Source organism: Clostridium sp. YIM B02555 (assembly GCF_022320955.1).
Classification (GTDB): Bacteria; Bacillota; Clostridia; order Clostridiales; family Clostridiaceae; genus Clostridium; species Clostridium saccharoperbutylacetonicum.
The window spans coordinates 344073-362552 of sequence record NZ_JAKJJY010000002.1 but is presented as its reverse complement, the minus strand read 5'-3'; the positions used below and the strand labels follow the sequence as shown (position 1 = coordinate 362552).

Sequence of the window (18480 nt, the reverse complement as noted above, 5' to 3'; positions counted from 1 at the left end):
AACAAAAAAATCGTAGGAATCATCCTACGATAAATAAACTCGACAACAATAAAAGCTTTCATTAATAAAAAATTAATTAAACCTTTATTACTCTAAATTATTTAACCGTAGTTTTGTTTTAAGTCAGGAGGCTTTCGAACTGACTAAATGCTAATTTTCATCCTTCTGATTATATCAAATACCTCTAAGTATTACAAGTGACATATTTTCATTTTAACATACTCGTAAATTTTATTGTATAATTCGAATATTCTGAAATTTAAATTTCAACTATAAATATATAATATTAAAATTTTAAGCCAATTATTATAATTATGTAAAATGTTCATTATTAATATGTTTTTAACTTGATTGGCATAAATTAGCGCAGTATAATAAAATAGCATAATCAAACATAATATAACAAAATTAATAATTAAAAGAAAGCAGGAGGGGTAATTTTAATGTTTAAACGTTTTAAAAACAAGAAATTATTATCATCAATAGTTGCGTCAATGATGTTATTTACTTTATTTTCACCAATAACAGTAAAAACTGTCAAGGCAGAAACTAGCACTAAAGTAGTTGATTTAACCGAATCTAAAGCTACTAGTGGAAATAACAACACTCTTTCATCGCAAAATGGAAGCGTTACCTTGCAAATTTTAACAACTACAGATTCTCATGGTAGATTTTTACCATACGATTATGCAATAAATAATGCTGACACTTCAGGAAGTCTTGCACAAATATCAACCCTTGTTAATCAATTAAGAACTAAAAACCCAAACACAATTCTTGTTGATGCAGGAGATATTATTCAAGATAATTCAGAATCATTATTTATAAATGATTCAACTAACCCAATGATATTAGCAATGAATAAAATAGGTTATGATACTCTTACTTTAGGAAATCATGAATTCAATTATGGAATACCAGCTTTAAAAAATGTAATGAAACAATTTAAAGGTAAGGTACTAGGTGGAAATGTATATGATACTGACGGTAAAACAAAACTTGCAGCACCATATGCAATAGTTGAAAGAGCTGGAGTTAAAGTTGGAATAATAGGTATGGTTACACCTAATATTACAAAATGGGATTCTGCTAACTTAAAAGGATATACAGTTACAAATCCAGTTGATGAAACTAAGGCTGCAATTGCAGAACTTAAAAAGCAAAATGTAAATACAATAATAGCTGTTCAACACATGGGAGAAACTGAAGAATACGGAGCTGAAGGATCAGGCGCTATAGACGTACTAGATCAATGTCCAGAAATAACAGCTTTTGTAGCTGCTCATTTCCATGTGAAAATAGCTAACGACTATTATTATGATCATAAAATATATTCATTAAATGCTGCTCAAAATAAAGTAACAGCAATAGCTAAAGATGGAACTACTACTGATGCTACAATAGATGATTACAATAAAGCAAAAGCTAATGGTACAGTAATCGTTGAAGCTAACAAATGGGCTAAAACTCTAGGACAAATTAATCTTACATTAACTAAAAATTCTAAGGGTGAATATACAGTTGCAAATAAAGCAACAGATATTACTACAGCACTTTTTGATATAGCTCCTAAAAATGTAGCTCCTGTACAAGCTGATACAGATCTTGTAAATTCATTAGCAAGCTATAATCAAAGAGCAATTAATGATGCCAATACTCCAATAGGTGCATTAAAGGGTGGAAATTTAGCTCCTGCTAATGAAATCAAAGGAGTAGATCAAGCAAAACTTCAACCTACACCAATGGTTAGTTTAATTAATGCAGTTCAAATGTATTATGGTGAAAAAATAGCAAATCATAAAATAGATGTATCATCTGCAGCTGTATTTAAAAACGGACAAAATATATTAGAAGGACAAATTAAAAAATGTGATACTGCTAATATATATCAATTTGATAATACATTATATGTTCTTAAAATGACAGGAAGTCAACTTAAGAAATACATGGAATGGTCTGCTTCTTATTACAACACATATAAACCTGGAGACTTAACTATTTCATTTAATCCCTCTATACCTGGTTATAACTATGATATGTTTGCAGGAATAAAATATAATATAGATATATCAAAACCTGTTGGAAATAGAATAGTTAATTTAACTAAGAGTGATAACAGTAAAATAAATGATTCAGATGTACTTTATGTAACAGTTAATAACTACAGAGCTTCAACTCAATTATTAACTGCTGGGGTTATCTTCAAAGCAGGTGAAACACTTCCAACACTTGTAGGTAAATCAGAACAAACAGTAGGATTAGGCGATGGAAGAATCAGAGATCTAATTGGACAATATATTAAGGATGTTAAAGGCGGAACCATAACTCCTGTTGTTGATAATAACTGGAGCATTGTAGGTAACAACTGGGATGCTAATCAAAGAAAAACAGCAGTTCAATTGATTAATGATGGAAAAATAAGTCTTGCTGGAGTTTCAGGTGAACAAACTTCTGCTAATTCAAAAGCAGTAACTTCAGATGATATAAAAAATAAGTAATCACTAAGTTGAAATTACAAATAATTTAAACAAAATGTAAAGTCATAGGGACTAATGAATTTATCTCTATGACTTTACTTATAGATATCCAAAGCGATAATTAGACTTATGCAACAATTACCGAAATCAGATACATTTATCTTCCACAGGACTAGTGAAATTTTCGCTGGAAGGTTCTAAATGGCGTCTTGTCGTCATCACAGCGTGTTCCAGATATAAAATCTGGACAAGCTGTAAATGAAACAAGACCCAATTAAGAACCTTCATCAGCTCAATTTCACATGCCTGCTTCCAGAAAAATGTATCGGATTTCTAGTTTAGTATTATAATTATAATTTCTCAATGATGCATGTATATTCCCTTTATAAGTTTGATTTATTAATTTGGATATCTATATATATTGCAATGATCAATCAATGTCGATTTCCTTTGAAATCTGTATTTTTTCAAAAGTTCTTTTTTGAAATATGTATATTTAACTACTAATCTAACAAAATGGAAATACCTATATTACGCAAAATTATAAACATAGGAGTAATTATGAAAAATTTTAATAGAAATACTTATATATGCATAGCTATACTGGCAATAATTATATTAGGCTTATTCACTTTTTCTAATATAGAAAGCAACAAGCAAAAACTTAATAATAGCAGTTATTCTTTTGCAAAAGCCAAAGTTGATAAGATTACTTTTGATAATCTTTATGAATTAGAGGATAAAAGTAAAGAAGTATTAGAAGCTAAACAAGAATTTGAAATTACAATACTTGATGGTGAACACCAAGGTGAAAAATATAAAATTCGAAATACCATCGAATCTTTAGATATACATAAAATTGTAGTTAGTGAAAATGATGAAATAATAATAAATTACACTCTTTCAAATGACGATGGAAAAATAAACTCAATACATTTATATGAAATTTCTAGAGAAAATTATTTATATCTACTAATAGGAATATTTATGTTTTCTGTTGTTTTAATTTGTGGAAAAAAAGGGATCAAATCAATATTAACTTTAATTTTCACAAGCTTTATGATAATAAAAGTATTAATTCCAATCTTAATTAGTGGTTTTAATCCAGTAATTGCAACAATTGTAGTATGTATTGTGACTGTAGCTTCATCTCTATTTTTTATAACAGGAATTAATAAAAAGACAATAATTTCAATCCTAGGTACAGTTGGTGGAATTTTAATTTCAAGTATTACAGCTATAATAATAGGAAACCTATGTAAAATAACAGGTCTTGCTGAAACTGAATCACAACTTATTGCCTATAATAATTCAAGTTTAGGACTTGATTTTAAGTCAATATTGTTTGCTGCAATAATAATTGGTTCTTTAGGTGCTATTATGGATGTCAGTGTTTCAATTACGTCTGCTATGGATGAAGTATTACAAATAAAAAATAATATAAGCAAAAAAGATTTTATACAAAGTGGTATGAATATTGGAAAAGATATTATAGGAGCCATGTCTAACACTTTAATTTTAGCTTATGCTGGAGGAGCTTTTAGTTTAATATTCCTACTCGCTGCTCAAAAAATGACTTATACAACTATCATTAATATGGAAATGATATCTACAGAAATAATAACAGCCTTTGCTGGTAGTCTCGGACTTGTTTGGACTGTTCCTATTACAGTCTTCGCAATGGCTGCGTTAGTTTTTAAAAGCAATTCTAAAAATAAATCCAAAATCTCAAAATAATATAAAAAGAAAAAGAACTCCATCCGTTAAATAGACAGATGAGAGTTCCTTTTTCTTTATGCCATCAAATATTAACTTAATTTTTGGTCAGCCAACCATTCCATAATTGTTATAGTCTTATTACCTATGTTTGTTTTACATTGATTATTATAAACATAAATCCAAGACCAATGTCCTGCATATTCATATGGTGTTCCATCTTCCTTATTATATAATCCTGTAGTATCTACTACAGCATCAAATAGTGAAAGATGAGCATTCTTTGCACCAGCTGCAATTAAACGATTATAAGTTGGAACTACATAATCTTTTACTGGTACTGTTGTATCAGTTTTAGCTGCTGTGAACCATATTGGAAGGTTCTTTAATTTATTAATATCTTTATCTGAAATTAATGTATCCTTTAAAGCTTCACATGTTGGGAATGCTGCTGCAAAGTAATCTGTATAATCTCTTGCCATAAGCATTGTCATATACCCACCATTAGAATCTCCGCCAATATAAATTCTTTTCTTGTCTATATTATTATTCTTTGACACATAATCTTCAATTAGAGCCATAAGAGCTTTTTCATATTTTGAGGTTCCATCTCCAAAACCCTTGAAGCCATCCATCCAAAATGTAGGTGCTTGAGGGGCTAATACATATGCTCCTCCAAAATATGATTGCATTTCCCTTGATGCAAAATTATCTGCCTTATTACCTGTTATAGGAAGGAGCCCATCTAATCCACCTTCACCCATTCCATGTAACCATATCACTAATGGTTTCTTGCCTCCATCTTGATCTGGTGCATAACTTGCATATTTCATTGTGACATTATCATAAGTTCCACTTTCTACTTTGAAATTATCAACAATTTTTTTAGTATCCCCTGCAAAACTGTTAATAACTAGCCCTGATACATTTCCTGCACTAGAAGTGATATCTTTCTGTTGAGTAATTGTATATTTACAATTAACCCATCCATTAAGATTAGTTTTTATATTGTAATTAATAGGAGAACCTAAAGCTACTGTTGGGCCAACTTCCATTTCAATAGTTACATAATTTCCACTACCTACATAGTTGCCTTCTTTATCAGAAACATAAACTCTAGTAATTTTACGGTCTCCTTCAGCACCTCCTAATAACTCAGTTCCTGCTCTATTTTCGGTTCTAACAACGTGAGCCTTAAAAGTATCTTTGGTTACAGATCCCTGATTTACTGTTTTACCTAAATTAACAATTAATCTTGGAACTGCTACACCCCAATCATATACTTCTGTAACAGTACTATATGATGGTGAAGTCGAACTTGTATCTGCTGCTAATGCTGTAATACTAGAAGAAAGTACCATTGAAGTTGCTAAAATAATTGCCATAATACCCTTCCTACCTCTTTTTATTCTTTTAATCATTGTTTATCCCCCTTATTTAAATTTAAAATATATTTTTTTAAATCCTTTACATATAAATTATATTGCTAAAGTTATTGTAAAGCATTCCATTTTTAGATACTAAATATACTTTTTATTGTATTAAAGTTACTTTTATCGAACTAGGATTATAATTTTAACTTATAAAAGTCAAAAAAGGGGATATTCTAATTCTATTAACATAACCTCTTGAGGTGCCATTTTTTCATTAATAAACAAATTTTTATCTGAATATATCACTTCTCTTTTATATGCAAAAATTGACTTTTCCTTTAAATATCTTATTTCCTCAATATATAATTTCTCTGTAGCGCCCATTTTTACCCATTCATCATAAACTGATCCATTTTCACTGTTTAATTTATAAGTCTTTTTAATAAATTCACCTTTTAAATCACTGAGTCTAAAGATAATATCTTTTATTGTATTATTAAATACGACTTCCCTTTCAGTTAATGTTACTTCTTTTGGAATACACTTTGTCCTATCACTTTTAAAGTGACAATAATTGCTAACTAATATCTGAATAGACTCATCTGCTTTTTGCGTTATTATATAATTTTCACCTTTTTCAATTATTCTCTCTCCCAGTTTATTTAAAAAACTATACGCATGATATATGGGCTTTTTTAGTCCATTTATTGTAACAAATCCTACTCCTCCATGAAAAGTAGTCTTGTTTGTATTTTTCACCTCTTCAAATATATCCGTAAAAGTCCAATAACCAAGCCCCTCTACTTTGTTAAAATTCTCAATTATATTTTTAACTAAAAAAGCGCTCTTATAGCAAGTATCATGAAGAAGATCTCTTGGGTCAGGGATATTATTCCATTCAGTAAGAAATAGTGATTTATTTAATGTTCTAGACTTTTTTAATTTTTCAAAAACCATATCAATATTATTTGATATATAATTTTGATTAGAGTATATGCTATACTTTAAAGAATCTTGAAAGATAGCTTTATCTTTTGCATTATTATTTATCTTTGCCATAAGCGAACTTATACTTTCATTTTTATCTTCTGGTTCCACAGCATATGCCTTACCTGAAATAAAATCTAAAACTATATTTTCTTTTGTGCAAAAAATATCATAAACTTCAAGTAAATTTGTATTTATCATCTCCTCTAAATGTGAATTTACTCCACCAACTTTAAGATTATTATTAATTTTTTTAACAGAGAAATAAGTTTCTTTAAAAAATTCTAAACTCTTCTCAATATTTGTTTCTCCATGTATAAACCCATCCCATATTTCAAAATACCAAGTATTCACTTCTTTAATTCCATATCTTTGAAGTAAATGTAATAAGAAGTTTTCAATAAGCTCTTTCCACTTATTCACATCCTTAGGGAAGCTCATATTTGCATTCCAGTTAAATACTAGCCTTTTCTCAGCAGCTAACTTTTCAGGCATAAACCCTAATTCAATAAAAGGCTTTATTTTTACCTCCATAAAAAAATCAATCAATTCATCAACATAACTAAAATTATATTCTGGATTTCCATCAGAATCTTCACCGTATACCATCATATCATCAGAAAATATTCCATGGAATCTTATATATTCAAAAGGAATATCATTTTGAATATTTCTAAGCTGATTTCTCCATTCACCTCTTAAACCCTCTGCCGCTCTACCAAAAGCAGCAAGTTTTCTCCAGGATTTCTTTATCGTCTCCTTAGTTCCCTTAAAATATATCTCATACTCTTCTCGTTCTTCTGGAAACGCTTTGATTCTTTTGTTATCAATATTACTATAAATTTTTACTAAATTTATTAGTTCTACATCTTTAATATTAGATTTTTCTATTTTAATTTCTGGATTAATCAAATCGTTTTTTCTAAATACTGCTGGAGTTGTATTATAATTTTTCTTAAAAGCTTTAAAATAAGATTTAATATTGGAAAATCCATTTTCCAAAGCTACATAAGTTATAGTATTATTACAATTTCTTAAATCTACTAAAGACTCTCTAAGTCTGATCTTTGTTATGTATTCATTTAGCGTTATTCCCATGTACTTTGGAAAATATCTAGATAAATATTGTGGGTTAAGCTCTACCATATCTGCAATTTTAGTTAAAGAAATCTTTTCTTTATAATGACAATTAATAAATTCTATTATACTTTTTAGTCTTTTTTCTTCTGCATTTATAGTAGTTTTCCTGTCAAAATTACGATCCTGATATTTATTTACAAGTAATAAAATTAATTCAATTATTATACCTTTTATTTTAAGTTCATGTCCCTTCTCTGCTTTGCACAAAATATCAATTGTTTTATACAAATAACTCCACAACAATCTTATCTCTTCTCTTTGATTGTAAATATATTGATTATAATTTAGAGAAAATTTCAGATTTGAAAGGCCTTCAAAATCAGTATTAAAATAATTTGTATCTATTTCTAAGATACATACTTCATTTTCTGGAGAACCATCTAATGAATAAATGCTACTGCTATTTAAAAGAATTACCCCTCCTTCTCCAAGCAAATCTTTCTTTCCAATTCCTTCAATAATTATATTCCCTCTTAAAGCAAATATGAGTTTCAGATTCTTACTATAATTGTATGCTGCTTTTTTAATGCTACAATTATAAACACTTAATGGTATATTCTTCAAGTATGAAAATTTCATTTTTTCTCTCCTAATATCATTAAAGACCTTTTAAATATGATTAGCCCCATATATGTTTTTTTCTTTATAATTATAATTTTATTGTATATTAAATAAAAGGCAAGTAATTTTTATTTTTTCAAAATTACTTGCCAAATATAAGATTAATTAACTCAATTATTTTAAGAAAATCTAAATTTTATATTTTCATATATTTCATTTTAAAAATAAATTGACCTACATTAATTATCAGAATAATGCCTTCCCTTTGGCACAATAAATGGTGAATTTGATACTGGATCTTGTATAACGACACAATTCAATCCAAATACTGTCCAAATTAATTCTGAAGTTATAACTTTTTCTGGTTCACCTTTATCAATTAATTTCCCTTCGCGAAGAGCAAATATATAATCTGCATATCTAGCAGATAAATTTATATCATGAAGCACCATTACAATAGTAGTTCCTCTTTTTTTATTTAAATCTGTTAATAAATCAAGAATTTCTACTTGATAAGCAATATCAAGATATGTAGTCGGTTCATCTAAAAGAAGTATATCTGTTTGTTGCGCAAGAGCCATAGCAATCCAAACTCTTTGACGCTGTCCCCCTGATAATTCATCAACACATCTATTTGCAAGTTCTGTTATTCCCATTATTTCAAGTGCTTCCTCTATTGCTTCAAAATCCTTTTGACTCATGCTTTTTAAAAAAGATTGATACGGGAACCTTCCTCTTGAAACTAAATCCCAAACAGTTATGCCTTCTGGAACTACCGGTGATTGTGGAAGTAATCCTAAGATCTGTGCTAACTTTTTAGAAGGCATTGAAGTTATTTTTTTGCCATCAATTAGAACTTTTCCTGAGATAGGCTTAATAAGCCTAGCCAGTGTTTTAAGTAATGTTGATTTCCCGCATGCATTTGCTCCAAGTATAACACTAATTTTATTGCTAGGAATAACTATATCAATTCCATCAACTATTATCTTTTTGTCGTATCCAGTTACAATATCTTTTGCTTCAAGTAGTTGCTCATTTTCATTCATTACGCTCGTCCTCTCCTATTCATAGTTATTAGAAGCAATAGCATATACGGAGCTCCTAAAATTCCAGTAATTATTCCTACTGGAAACCTTGTACTAAATACATACTGTCCAATCATATCTGCTCCAAGTACTAATATTGCTCCAACTAAACCTGATGCAAAAACATTTGGTGCTCCAAATCCAACAAGTCTTGCTGAAATTGGTCCTGCTAAAAATGCAACAAAGGCTATAGGGCCAGTAACAGCTGTTGCAAATGCAATTAAAAATACCGAACTTAAGATTAATGATATTCGTATTAAATTTATTTTAATACCTAATGTTATTGCAAATTCATCTCCTAATTCTAGTATTTGAAGTTGATTTGTTAAACATAAAATAATAACTCCAAATATAACTACAACTACAAATAAAGTTGGAATCTCTTTAATACTAATTCCATTTAAACTTCCACTCAACCATGTGAGTGCATTTGAAACTTCATATTCTGATGCTTTAACTAATAAAAAAGATATCAATGCATTTGCCATTGCTTGTATTCCAATTCCTATAAGTATTAATCTACTGCTTGAAAACCCTGAACTTTTAGATAGTATATATATAAAGAACGAAAGAGAAATTCCAGAAATTACAGCTGCTATAGAAACAATACTTCCGCTTATATGAAGAACTAATATACTAAATACTGCTGCAACACTAGCACCTGAACTAATACCAATAATATCAGGACTGGCTAACGGATTTCTAAGCATTGTTTGAAATGTATTTCCTGCTATTCCAAAGGCTATTCCTACTAAAAGTCCACAAAGCATTCTGGGTAAACGTAAGGTTTCTATAGTAAAGGTTGCACCTTGAATTTGTTCTCCTAATAGCACTTTTGTAACTGTAGTTAAAGAATAATTAGTTTTACCATATAAAAGCATAATTAAGCAAAGACCTACAGTTAAAACAAGTAGAAATATATTAACACTAAGCCTACGAATTTTCCTTTTAGTATAGCCATCTTTTAGCATGGAGTGAGTAGTTTGAATCATATAGCTCTCACCTTCGCTTTCCTGGCAATTATAATAAGGATTGGTGCTCCAAAGAATGCTGTAATAATTCCTACCTGAAGCTCACCTGGACTTCCAATTACTCTTCCCAAAACATCTGAAATTGTTAAAAGTACTGCCCCCCCAATTGCAGACATAGGAACCAATCCTCTTAAATTTGCCCCAAGAATAAGCCGTATACTGTGAGGAATCATTAATCCTACAAAACCAATGGGGCCAGCAATTGCCGTGATTGCACCACATAGTATAACCCCAGCAATTGCACATATTATTCTAATAATACCAATATTAACTCCTAAGCCAGTTGCCACCTCATCACCTAAAGCTAATACATCTAGTGCTGGTGTTGATATTATACTTATTATCAATCCAATTATTAAATATGGTAAAATTAAATTAATACTATCCCAAGTTGCACCACTCACACTTCCCACCTGCCAAAATCTATATGCATTCATTACCTCACTTCTAGGAAGTATAATTACACTTACTAAAGAGGTTAAAACTGCACTAGTAGCGGAGCCTGCCAACGCAAGTTTTATTGGAGTCATTCCTCCGCTTCCCATAGATGCTATTCCATAAACAAATATTGAGGTTATTCCAGCTCCAGCTAACGCTATCCATATATATTCATTAGCTGAATTTATATTAAAAAATGCTATTCCAATTACAACAAATAACGATGCACCCGTGTTAACACCTAAAATGCTTGGATCAGCTATTGGATTTCTAGTTATTGACTGCATTAACGCTCCTGATATTCCAAGAGAAGCTCCTGCCATAACACTAAAAATTGTTCTTGGTATACGTTCTCTTACAACTATTGCTGAAAAAGACATATCATCACTATTTATCAAAGCATTTATCGCTTGACTAAATCCTACATTTTTTGATCCAAATGCTAATGATAACATCAAGCATATTATAAGAAGAAAAATACTAATTAAATAAATTCCTATTGTTTTCGTATTTCTCATTATGCTTTCTCTTCTGCCTCTCCAATTATTTTTAAATATTCATCTATTGTTGCTGGAATTGATAAGGCACTTGGAGTGCACGATGCTGCTAATGCTGAACCTTCTTCTATAAGTGCAACAGAACCTCTTTTTACAGCTGGAACAGTTCCTAATATTGCATCTGCTTTTAATTGTTTTAATAGTTCATTGTTTCCATATGTTACTATAACATCTACATCTGCTAATTTATCAATATTTTCTGAACTAATTTCAATGGCAAAACTATTTGAAGATTGAGCAAGTTTTTTAACACTGTCGGGTAATTCTAAGCCCAAATCAGTAAGATATGCTGCCCTAGGATCAGTTGGAAGATATATATAAAACTTACCTAAGTCAGCAGGATTAAAGTAACAAAAAGCAGCTTTTTTACCTTTAAGCTTAGGATACTCACTAGTTTTTTCTGTTATTTTCTTTTCTAAGTCTGAAACTAATTTATTTCCTTCATCTTTTTTCCCAATTGCATTAGCATTAATTGTTATTTGGTCACGCCAATAAGTTTGCCAAGGAAGTTTAGGATATGCTACAACAGGAGCAATTTTACTTAATAAATCATATTCTTCTTGTGTAATTCCTGAATATGCAGCTAATATTACATCTGGTTTAGCATTACTAATAGCTTCATAATCTAATCCATCTATATCGTCAAAAGTTACAGGTTTTTCAACTCCTAATTCCTTATATTTTTCTGCTGTCCATGGTAATAAACCATTTTTATCTGTTTTTCCATAGTTAGCCTTAGATATACCAGCTGGAACAATACCTAATGCTAAAGGTACATCTTGATTTCCCCAAGAAATTGTAACCACTTTTTCTGGTTGTTTTTCAATTACAGTCTCCCCAAAGGCATGTTTAATTGTCATTGGATAAGAAACTGAAGAACTTTGTGTTGCATTAGTTTTATTTTGATTTTTTCCAGTCTCACTTGAACATCCAGTTATGAGTAAAGTACAAGCAAGAATGATCGTAGTTATTCCTTTTAGTTTCATAGTCTTCCTCCTAAGTATTGTATCAATTCTATTAAATATTTCTTCAAATTCAAATGATAATGAAAATAATTATCATTTGAATTCCAGTATTATTTTATAGTTGTCATTATAATTTGTCAACCTTACTTTGAAATTCTCCATTTTAGATAGATCTAATTTTCATGACACTACTATACGTAATCTTTAACACTATATGTCTATTTTCTTATCCAAACTTTTACTATTTCTAATATATACATACCAGTAAGCTACACCGACAAAAATGCCTCCTCCAATTATGTTTCCTAATGTTACAGGAATTAAATTTCCAGTAAAAAATGTCTCCCAGTTCAAATGATTCAATTTTTCTGGTGTTACCCCTAACACAGCTGCCGCATCTGTTAATGACTCATTATTTTTAGCCAAGATACCTGCTGGAATATAATACATATTTGCTACACAATGTTCAAAGCCAGATGTGATGAAGAGCCATATAGGAAAAAATATAGCAAGGATTTTCCCAGTCATATCTTTCGCTCCATATGCCATCCATACAGCTAAACATACAAGCCAGTTACACATAATCCCAAGAAATAAACCTTGTGTAAATGTCAATCCAACTTTATACGCTGCAATTTTTATTGTAACTGCACCAAGCATACTATCACCACTACTAAAAAGCCCCGACTCGTTCATCATATATGCTATAAATATTGACCCTATAAAGTTTCCAACATAAACAAAAAACCAATTTTTAAGCATTGCTTTTATGCTTACTTTTTTATCTAAAACACCTACAAGTATCATAGTATTTCCTGTAAATAGTTCTCCTCCAGCAATTAAAACCAACATAAGTCCAGTTCCAAAGACAGCCCCCGCAAGAACTTTTCCTAGTCCATAAGTCTCTGCCTTTGCAAAAAGGTTAAACGCTGCCATATTTGAGCCCTCTGCCGCAAAAGCAATAAATGCACCCGCTAAAATTCCAAGTATAAGCATATTTACAATAGTTGTTTTTGATTTCTTAATCCCAGTCTGGATTGTTGCTTCTGTAATTTCTGGCGGTGTTAAATAATTCTTTGTACTCATTCTAAATCTCCTTTCCAATATGATAATTTCTTTATTTTTTACTCATCAAAAACTCTAATGCCATTTTGTATCTATTTAGCACATTTTCATGATGCTCATAATCATCCCAAATCATCTTTACATTGTTTTCCCCTATCCTTCTGTTAAATATTTCATAGGATTTCTCAGAAAACTTTGGAGCATACCTATGTATAGTACTTTTATTTTGCCCTTCCTTTTTACCTGAAATCATTAAAAGTTTAAACTCATTATTTATCATATCTTCTGCTTCAATGAAATTAATCCAATTTTCATACCACTGAGATGCACATATACTCGCAATTTTACCATAATTGTTGTTTTTATAAACTGAATATACGGACACTAAAGCACCAAGAGAATACCCCATAATTTTCCGATCCTCTTTACTTTTGCTTATTTTAAACTCACTTTCAAGATAACTTTGTAAATCATTCAATAAAAATTCTAAATAATTATCAGCTTGTCCTTGAAAATCATGAAATTTCTTGTTTAATGCTTTTGAAAACCAAGGTGTGTATTCATCTAATCTATCAATTGGAGTGACTCCAACCAAGATATGCTCCTCTAGAGATCCGTCAAAAAATTTTTCCTCTATATAGTCTACTAACTTTGTTAGTATTTTTTTAAATTCATCGCCATCTTGAATATAAATCACTGGATATTTTTTATTAGGAAGATCATATCCACTGGGTAAATATATAAATATTTGTCTATCAAATACTTCTCTTATAGAAATTGTCCCTTTCATTTATCTATCCTCGCTTTAATTTATTTGGAGATATTCCAAATTTTTTTTTGAATAATCTACTAAAATAAAACTCATCATTATAACCAACTCTTTTAGAAACCTCTTTAACCTTTAAGCCTTTATTCAATAATGTATAAGCAACAGTCATCCTATATTGAATCAAATAATCTATAGGCCTCATTTTTAAATGTTTGTTAAACAAATAAGATACTCTATTAACTTTTTGCCCATATCTATCAGCCAGTTTACTTAATGAAATTTCTTCCATATAATGTTCTGAAATATATTTACTTATATCCTTTGTAAGCTCTTCTTCATTCAACTGCTTTTTATGATTTTGTTCTCTAAGAAGTTCTTTTAAAAATAAACCGGTCTGTATTTGAAGCATTATCTTAGAAGTTATTTCTTGCCTTGCTGATATTTTTATAAGCTTATTTAAAGATTCTATTACATTATCATAATCATTTATTGTAAATTCAAAAGCTGATCTCATGTAAGAATTTGAATTAGTGTATTTACCTGCCACATAATAGATATTAATATGCTCAAATTCTTCTCCTCCTAAAACTTTAAATGATAAATTTTTATTCTTGCATCCATGGATAACCCTTCCTCTCTCGCCAGTAAATATTTCATTATCAAATTCTATTTTAGCTTTTCCTTTTATAGGAAAAATGAAAGCTGAAAGATTGGTTTTATATGTATTTCTCGTTGCTGTTGAGTCTTTAGTGAATTTATCAACTCGTACTATTTCAAAAGAATTTTCCCTAAACTCTTTTATCAAATCATTTTTTATTATGCTTTTCATAATATATCATCTCCTTTCAGTACTTCTCGATGATTAAATAATTATCCATGTTTTAATTTTTGTTTATTCTATTAATATTCTATATAACTTATAATTTCCACATAAATGATAATCATTATCATTAGTTTTATAACAAGTATACTTTATTTTTTTCATCTAATCAAGAAAGGATATTCAAATGAAAGATATTATAAACGCTTCTTATAAACAGAATCAAAAAAATAAGCATTCCTTCAAACTATTTGTTGTAATTTTGATAGGATTGTTAATTATTTCTGCCATATTATCAATATCATTTGGTTCTTACAGAATAAAACCCTCTATATCCTATGGAGTGATTTTAAATAAAATTTTGGGATTGTCTTTAAACGAATTTAATGATGCAAATCTCCCAACATATAATGTTGTATGGCTCATTCGTGTACCAAGAATACTTCTTGCAATTGCTGTTGGAGCTGGACTCAGTTTATGTGGAACAGTTATGCAAGCTACTGTACAAAATCCTTTAGCTGAACCGTATATACTTGGAATTTCTTCTGGAGCTTCTTTAGGTGCTACTTTTTCATTGATGCTCGGAATTGGCTCCTTTAGTTTATTTTCTGTTAACGGTGTTGCTTTTTGGGCCTTTTTAGGTGCATTGGGTGCTTCTGTTTTAGTGCTGTTGCTTGCTTCCATAGGTGGGAGGATGTCTTCTTCTAAATTAGTTCTTTCTGGAACAGTGCTTAGTGCCTTATGTAATTCCCTATCCAATTTCATCATATCTATAGCAAGTGATGCTGAGGGTATGCAAAGTGTGAAATTCTGGACCATGGGATCATTAGCAGCAGCCAAATGGGAAAATATAGGTTTCATTACTATTATTGTCTGTATCTGTTGCATATTTTTCTTAACTCAAGGAAGACTTTTAAATCTGATGTTAATGGGTGATGAAGCTTCCATTACCATGGGCCTCAATTTAAATATATACAGACGAATTTATATGGTAATTACATCGCTTTTAACAGGTGTACTAGTTGCAAATTGTGGAATAATTGGCTTTGTTGGTCTCATAATTCCTCATATCTCAAGATCTATAGTTGGGCCAGATCATAAAAAATTGATGATTGTATCTATCCTACTAGGCAGTATTTTTCTTGTTTGGGCTGATACCTTCGCTAGAATAATAATTCCTAATGCAGAATTATCTATTGGAATCATTACAGGTTTAGTCGGCTCGCCATTTTTTGTTTATATCTTACTTAGAAAGAGCTTCGGTTATGGAGATAAAAGGTGATTTAATGGATGTTGAAATTAAGAATTTAAATATAACTTTATCAAAAAAAGAAATAATTAAAGGAATTGATCTAACTGTTACTGGTAATAAGTTTGTTGGGCTAATAGGCCCTAATGGTAGCGGTAAATCTACTTTATTAAAAGCTCTGTATAGAGTATTGAAACCCACATATGGTGATATTTATATTTATGGAAAAAATATAGAAAGTTATAGTAAAAAATCTTCAGCTAAAATTCTTGGAGTAGTTAGCCAATTCAATAATATAAATTTTGATTTTAATGTTATTGATATTGTTTTAATGAGCAGATCTCCTCATAAAAACCTACTTGAAAAAGATACAAAAGTTGATTACGATATAGCACTTAATGCTCTATCTTTAGTTGGGATGTTAGAATCTGCTCAAAAAAGTTTCAATCTTTTGTCTGGCGGAGAAAAGCAAAGAGTTCTACTTGCTAGAGCTATAACACAAGAACCAAAGATATTAATATTAGACGAGCCTACTAACCACCTTGATATTAAATATCAATTGGAAGTTATGAATATTGTAAAGAAGCTGAATATTTGTGTATTAGCAGCTTTACACGATTTAACCTTAGCTTCCCAATTTTGCGATGAAATCTATGTACTAAAAGATGGACAAATTGTATGCCAAGGTATTCCAAAAGATGTGATAACAAAAGAAATGATTAAAGAAGTCTATGATGTAAATTCAAATGTGTTTGTAAATCCAACAACTAAAAGAATTTCAATTGATTATTTTACAGAAGATTTATAAAAATTATTCAATATAAGGAGAATTTTAAATGAAAAGAAAAATTTTATTATTAATTATGTCTGTAACCTTAATGACTACAATATTTACTTCTTGTGGAAACACTACAACAAATAATAATATCCCAAAACCCAAAGACTCTTATTCATCATCTGAAAATTCATCTACTAAAACCTCGTATCCTGTGAATTTTGATGCCTTTGATTCAAAAGGGAATATTTACAATCAAACTTTCAATGAAGCACCTAAGAAAGCAATAACAAATAATCAGTCTTCTACTGAACTGCTATTAACCTTAGGTCTAAAAGATTCCTTAATTGGAACTGGGGATTTAGATACACCTATACCAGAAAATCTTCTAAATGATTATAACTCTATTCCTTCAGTAGCAAAAAAAGGTGATGTTGCTAAAGAAGTTGTTATAGGCTCTGGAACAGATTTAGTAATTGGACGAAGTGCTTCATTTGAAGATAGCAGATATGGTTCAATCTCAAGTTTAAATCAGGTCGGAATAAATACTTATGTTCAATTAGCAAGTAAAATGAATGCTGATATTAATTTAACTACAATAATTCAAGATGTTAAAAATGTAGGAGTTATATTTAATGTCCAAGATAAAGCTAATAAATTAGCTGATTCACTACAAAAAACTTTGGACAAAGTTAAATCAAAGGTTCCAAATAAGGGCGAAAGGAAAAAAGTTTTATTGGTAGTTAATTATAGCGGTGGAGCTTTTACTGTTTATGGCGCTAACGCTTCACTACAAAAAGAAATGTTGAATGTTTTAAATGCTGATAATGTAGTAGAAAAAGGTGGTTCTGTTTCTTTCGAAAATGTAATTTCAGCTAATCCAGATTATATTGTTTATGTAACAGCTAACAAAAATTCTGCTGCCGATAATGATGCCGTAGATAGAATTTTAACTGAGTCTACAATTCAAAATGTTAATGCTATAAAAAATAAAAATATTATTTCAGTTGACTATACTGAACTTATGGGATATGGAATCAGAACCTTTGATTGCTTAGAAAAACTTGCTTCTGCATTTTATCCAGAAAACTTTAAAAGTTAAATTTCAAAGTTATAGATATACGATGCAAGAATTATACTTATGCAAAACATACCTAGATCAGATACATATTTATTACAGCGGACTAATGAAATTTTCGCTGGATGGGTTCTAAGTGGAAGGTTGCACCCATTTCTGCATGTTCCTAAAGTAAATTTATGACAAGCAGAAAATGGAACAACCTTCCACTAATAACCATCACAACTTAATTTCATATGCCGCTTGCACAAATATGTATCTGATTTCTAGTGTTATGATTATAATTTCTCAATGATACATGTATATTCCATTTATAAATTTGATTATTAAATTTGATATCTATAAACAATTTTATATTAGCCTATTAGGCATTATCAAAATAATAGGAGGAAAG

At 29.8% G+C, this 18480-nt stretch carries 14 protein-coding genes; 5 read left to right on the top strand and 9 right to left on the bottom strand.

Annotation, left to right across the window (positions count from 1 at the left end; all coding sequences use genetic code 11):
- Positions 1 to 443: 443 nt before the first annotated feature.
- Together L3B98_RS04955 and L3B98_RS04950 are read left to right on the top strand one after the other, a co-directional pair.
- Positions 444 to 2498: a 5'-nucleotidase C-terminal domain-containing protein gene (locus tag L3B98_RS04955; protein ID WP_238915831.1), complete on the top strand. Its 2055-nt coding sequence runs from the start codon at positions 444 to 446 to the stop codon at positions 2496 to 2498.
- A gap of 540 nt (positions 2499 to 3038) precedes the next feature.
- Positions 3039 to 4214, top strand: a complete 1176-nt coding sequence (locus L3B98_RS04950) for a YibE/F family protein (RefSeq protein ID WP_015394850.1) — start codon at positions 3039 to 3041, stop codon at positions 4212 to 4214.
- 71 nt (positions 4215 to 4285) lie between these two features.
- Here L3B98_RS04950 and L3B98_RS04945 read toward each other — a convergent pair whose 3' ends face one another.
- The 9 genes from L3B98_RS04945 to L3B98_RS04905 form a co-directional block, all read right to left on the bottom strand.
- Positions 4286 to 5614, bottom strand: a complete 1329-nt coding sequence (locus tag L3B98_RS04945) for a prolyl oligopeptidase family serine peptidase (RefSeq protein WP_238915830.1) — start codon at positions 5612 to 5614, stop codon at positions 4286 to 4288.
- Positions 5615 to 5782: 168 nt separating this feature from the next.
- Positions 5783 to 8272, bottom strand: coding sequence for a helix-turn-helix domain-containing protein (locus L3B98_RS04940; RefSeq protein WP_238915829.1), 2490 nt, complete (start codon positions 8270 to 8272; stop codon positions 5783 to 5785).
- A 221-nt stretch (positions 8273 to 8493) separates the two neighbouring features.
- Positions 8494 to 9300, bottom strand: a complete 807-nt coding sequence (locus L3B98_RS04935) for an ABC transporter ATP-binding protein (RefSeq protein ID WP_015394853.1) — start codon at positions 9298 to 9300, stop codon at positions 8494 to 8496.
- A complete protein-coding gene (locus tag L3B98_RS04930) occupies positions 9300 to 10331 on the bottom strand; it encodes an iron chelate uptake ABC transporter family permease subunit (protein ID WP_238915828.1) in 1032 nt (343 codons plus the stop codon). The genes L3B98_RS04935 and L3B98_RS04930 overlap by 1 nt, the downstream gene beginning before the upstream one ends.
- Entirely contained in the window at positions 10328 to 11326 is a 999-nt protein-coding gene (locus tag L3B98_RS04925; protein ID WP_238915827.1) for an iron ABC transporter permease, read from the bottom strand. The genes L3B98_RS04930 and L3B98_RS04925 overlap by 4 nt, the downstream gene beginning before the upstream one ends.
- Entirely contained in the window at positions 11326 to 12351 is a 1026-nt protein-coding gene (locus L3B98_RS04920; protein WP_077366000.1) for an iron-siderophore ABC transporter substrate-binding protein, read from the bottom strand. Before L3B98_RS04920 ends, L3B98_RS04925 begins: the two co-directional genes overlap by 1 nt.
- A 189-nt stretch (positions 12352 to 12540) precedes the next feature.
- Positions 12541 to 13416 (bottom strand): formate/nitrite transporter family protein, encoded by an 876-nt coding sequence (locus tag L3B98_RS04915; protein ID WP_238915826.1) that lies wholly within the window; start codon positions 13414 to 13416, stop codon positions 12541 to 12543.
- Positions 13417 to 13447: 31 nt separating this feature from the next.
- The gene (locus L3B98_RS04910) at positions 13448 to 14185 is read right to left on the bottom strand and encodes an alpha/beta hydrolase-fold protein (RefSeq protein WP_015394858.1); all 738 of its coding nucleotides are present in this window, start codon (positions 14183 to 14185) and stop codon (positions 13448 to 13450) included.
- A gap of 4 nt (positions 14186 to 14189) precedes the next feature.
- A complete protein-coding gene (locus L3B98_RS04905; RefSeq protein ID WP_238915825.1) occupies positions 14190 to 14993 on the bottom strand; it encodes an AraC family transcriptional regulator in 804 nt (267 codons plus the stop codon).
- Between the two features lie 178 nt (positions 14994 to 15171).
- Here L3B98_RS04905 and L3B98_RS04900 point away from each other — a divergent pair, with 178 nt between their 5' ends.
- The 3 genes from L3B98_RS04900 to L3B98_RS04890 are packed head-to-tail and all read left to right on the top strand — an operon-like array spanning position 15172 to position 18110.
- Positions 15172 to 16266: an iron ABC transporter permease gene (locus tag L3B98_RS04900; protein ID WP_238915824.1), complete on the top strand. Its 1095-nt coding sequence runs from the start codon at positions 15172 to 15174 to the stop codon at positions 16264 to 16266.
- 4 nt (positions 16267 to 16270) lie between these two features.
- Positions 16271 to 17041, top strand: coding sequence for an ABC transporter ATP-binding protein (locus tag L3B98_RS04895; RefSeq protein ID WP_238915907.1), 771 nt, complete (start codon positions 16271 to 16273; stop codon positions 17039 to 17041).
- Between the two features lie 28 nt (positions 17042 to 17069).
- Positions 17070 to 18110 carry an ABC transporter substrate-binding protein gene (locus L3B98_RS04890; RefSeq protein ID WP_238915823.1) on the top strand — a complete coding sequence of 347 codons (1041 nt, stop codon included), beginning with the start codon at positions 17070 to 17072 and terminating at the stop codon, positions 18108 to 18110.
- The last annotated feature ends 370 nt before the right edge of the window (positions 18111 to 18480 follow it).

Bases quoted from the DNA above. Each gene is read 5' to 3' on its own strand.
- L3B98_RS04920 (WP_077366000.1), bottom strand. From the start codon at position 12,351: ATGAAACTAAAAGGAATAACTACGATCATTCTTGCTTGTACTTTACTC.
- L3B98_RS04930 (WP_238915828.1), bottom strand. From the start codon at position 10,331: ATGATTCAAACTACTCACTCCATGCTAAAAGATGGCTATACTAAAAGG.
- L3B98_RS04895 (WP_238915907.1), top strand. From the start codon at position 16,271: ATGGATGTTGAAATTAAGAATTTAAATATAACTTTATCAAAAAAAGAA.
- L3B98_RS04945 (WP_238915830.1), bottom strand. From the start codon at position 5,614: ATGATTAAAAGAATAAAAAGAGGTAGGAAGGGTATTATGGCAATTATT.
- L3B98_RS04900 (WP_238915824.1), top strand. From the start codon at position 15,172: ATGAAAGATATTATAAACGCTTCTTATAAACAGAATCAAAAAAATAAG.
- L3B98_RS04905 (WP_238915825.1), bottom strand. From the start codon at position 14,993: ATGAAAAGCATAATAAAAAATGATTTGATAAAAGAGTTTAGGGAAAAT.
- L3B98_RS04925 (WP_238915827.1), bottom strand. From the start codon at position 11,326: ATGAGAAATACGAAAACAATAGGAATTTATTTAATTAGTATTTTTCTT.
- L3B98_RS04950 (WP_015394850.1), top strand. From the start codon at position 3,039: ATGAAAAATTTTAATAGAAATACTTATATATGCATAGCTATACTGGCA.
- L3B98_RS04890 (WP_238915823.1), top strand. From the start codon at position 17,070: ATGAAAAGAAAAATTTTATTATTAATTATGTCTGTAACCTTAATGACT.
- L3B98_RS04935 (WP_015394853.1), bottom strand. From the start codon at position 9,300: ATGAATGAAAATGAGCAACTACTTGAAGCAAAAGATATTGTAACTGGA.
- L3B98_RS04910 (WP_015394858.1), bottom strand. From the start codon at position 14,185: ATGAAAGGGACAATTTCTATAAGAGAAGTATTTGATAGACAAATATTT.
- L3B98_RS04915 (WP_238915826.1), bottom strand. From the start codon at position 13,416: ATGAGTACAAAGAATTATTTAACACCGCCAGAAATTACAGAAGCAACA.
- L3B98_RS04955 (WP_238915831.1), top strand. From the start codon at position 444: ATGTTTAAACGTTTTAAAAACAAGAAATTATTATCATCAATAGTTGCG.
- L3B98_RS04940 (WP_238915829.1), bottom strand. From the start codon at position 8,272: ATGAAATTTTCATACTTGAAGAATATACCATTAAGTGTTTATAATTGT.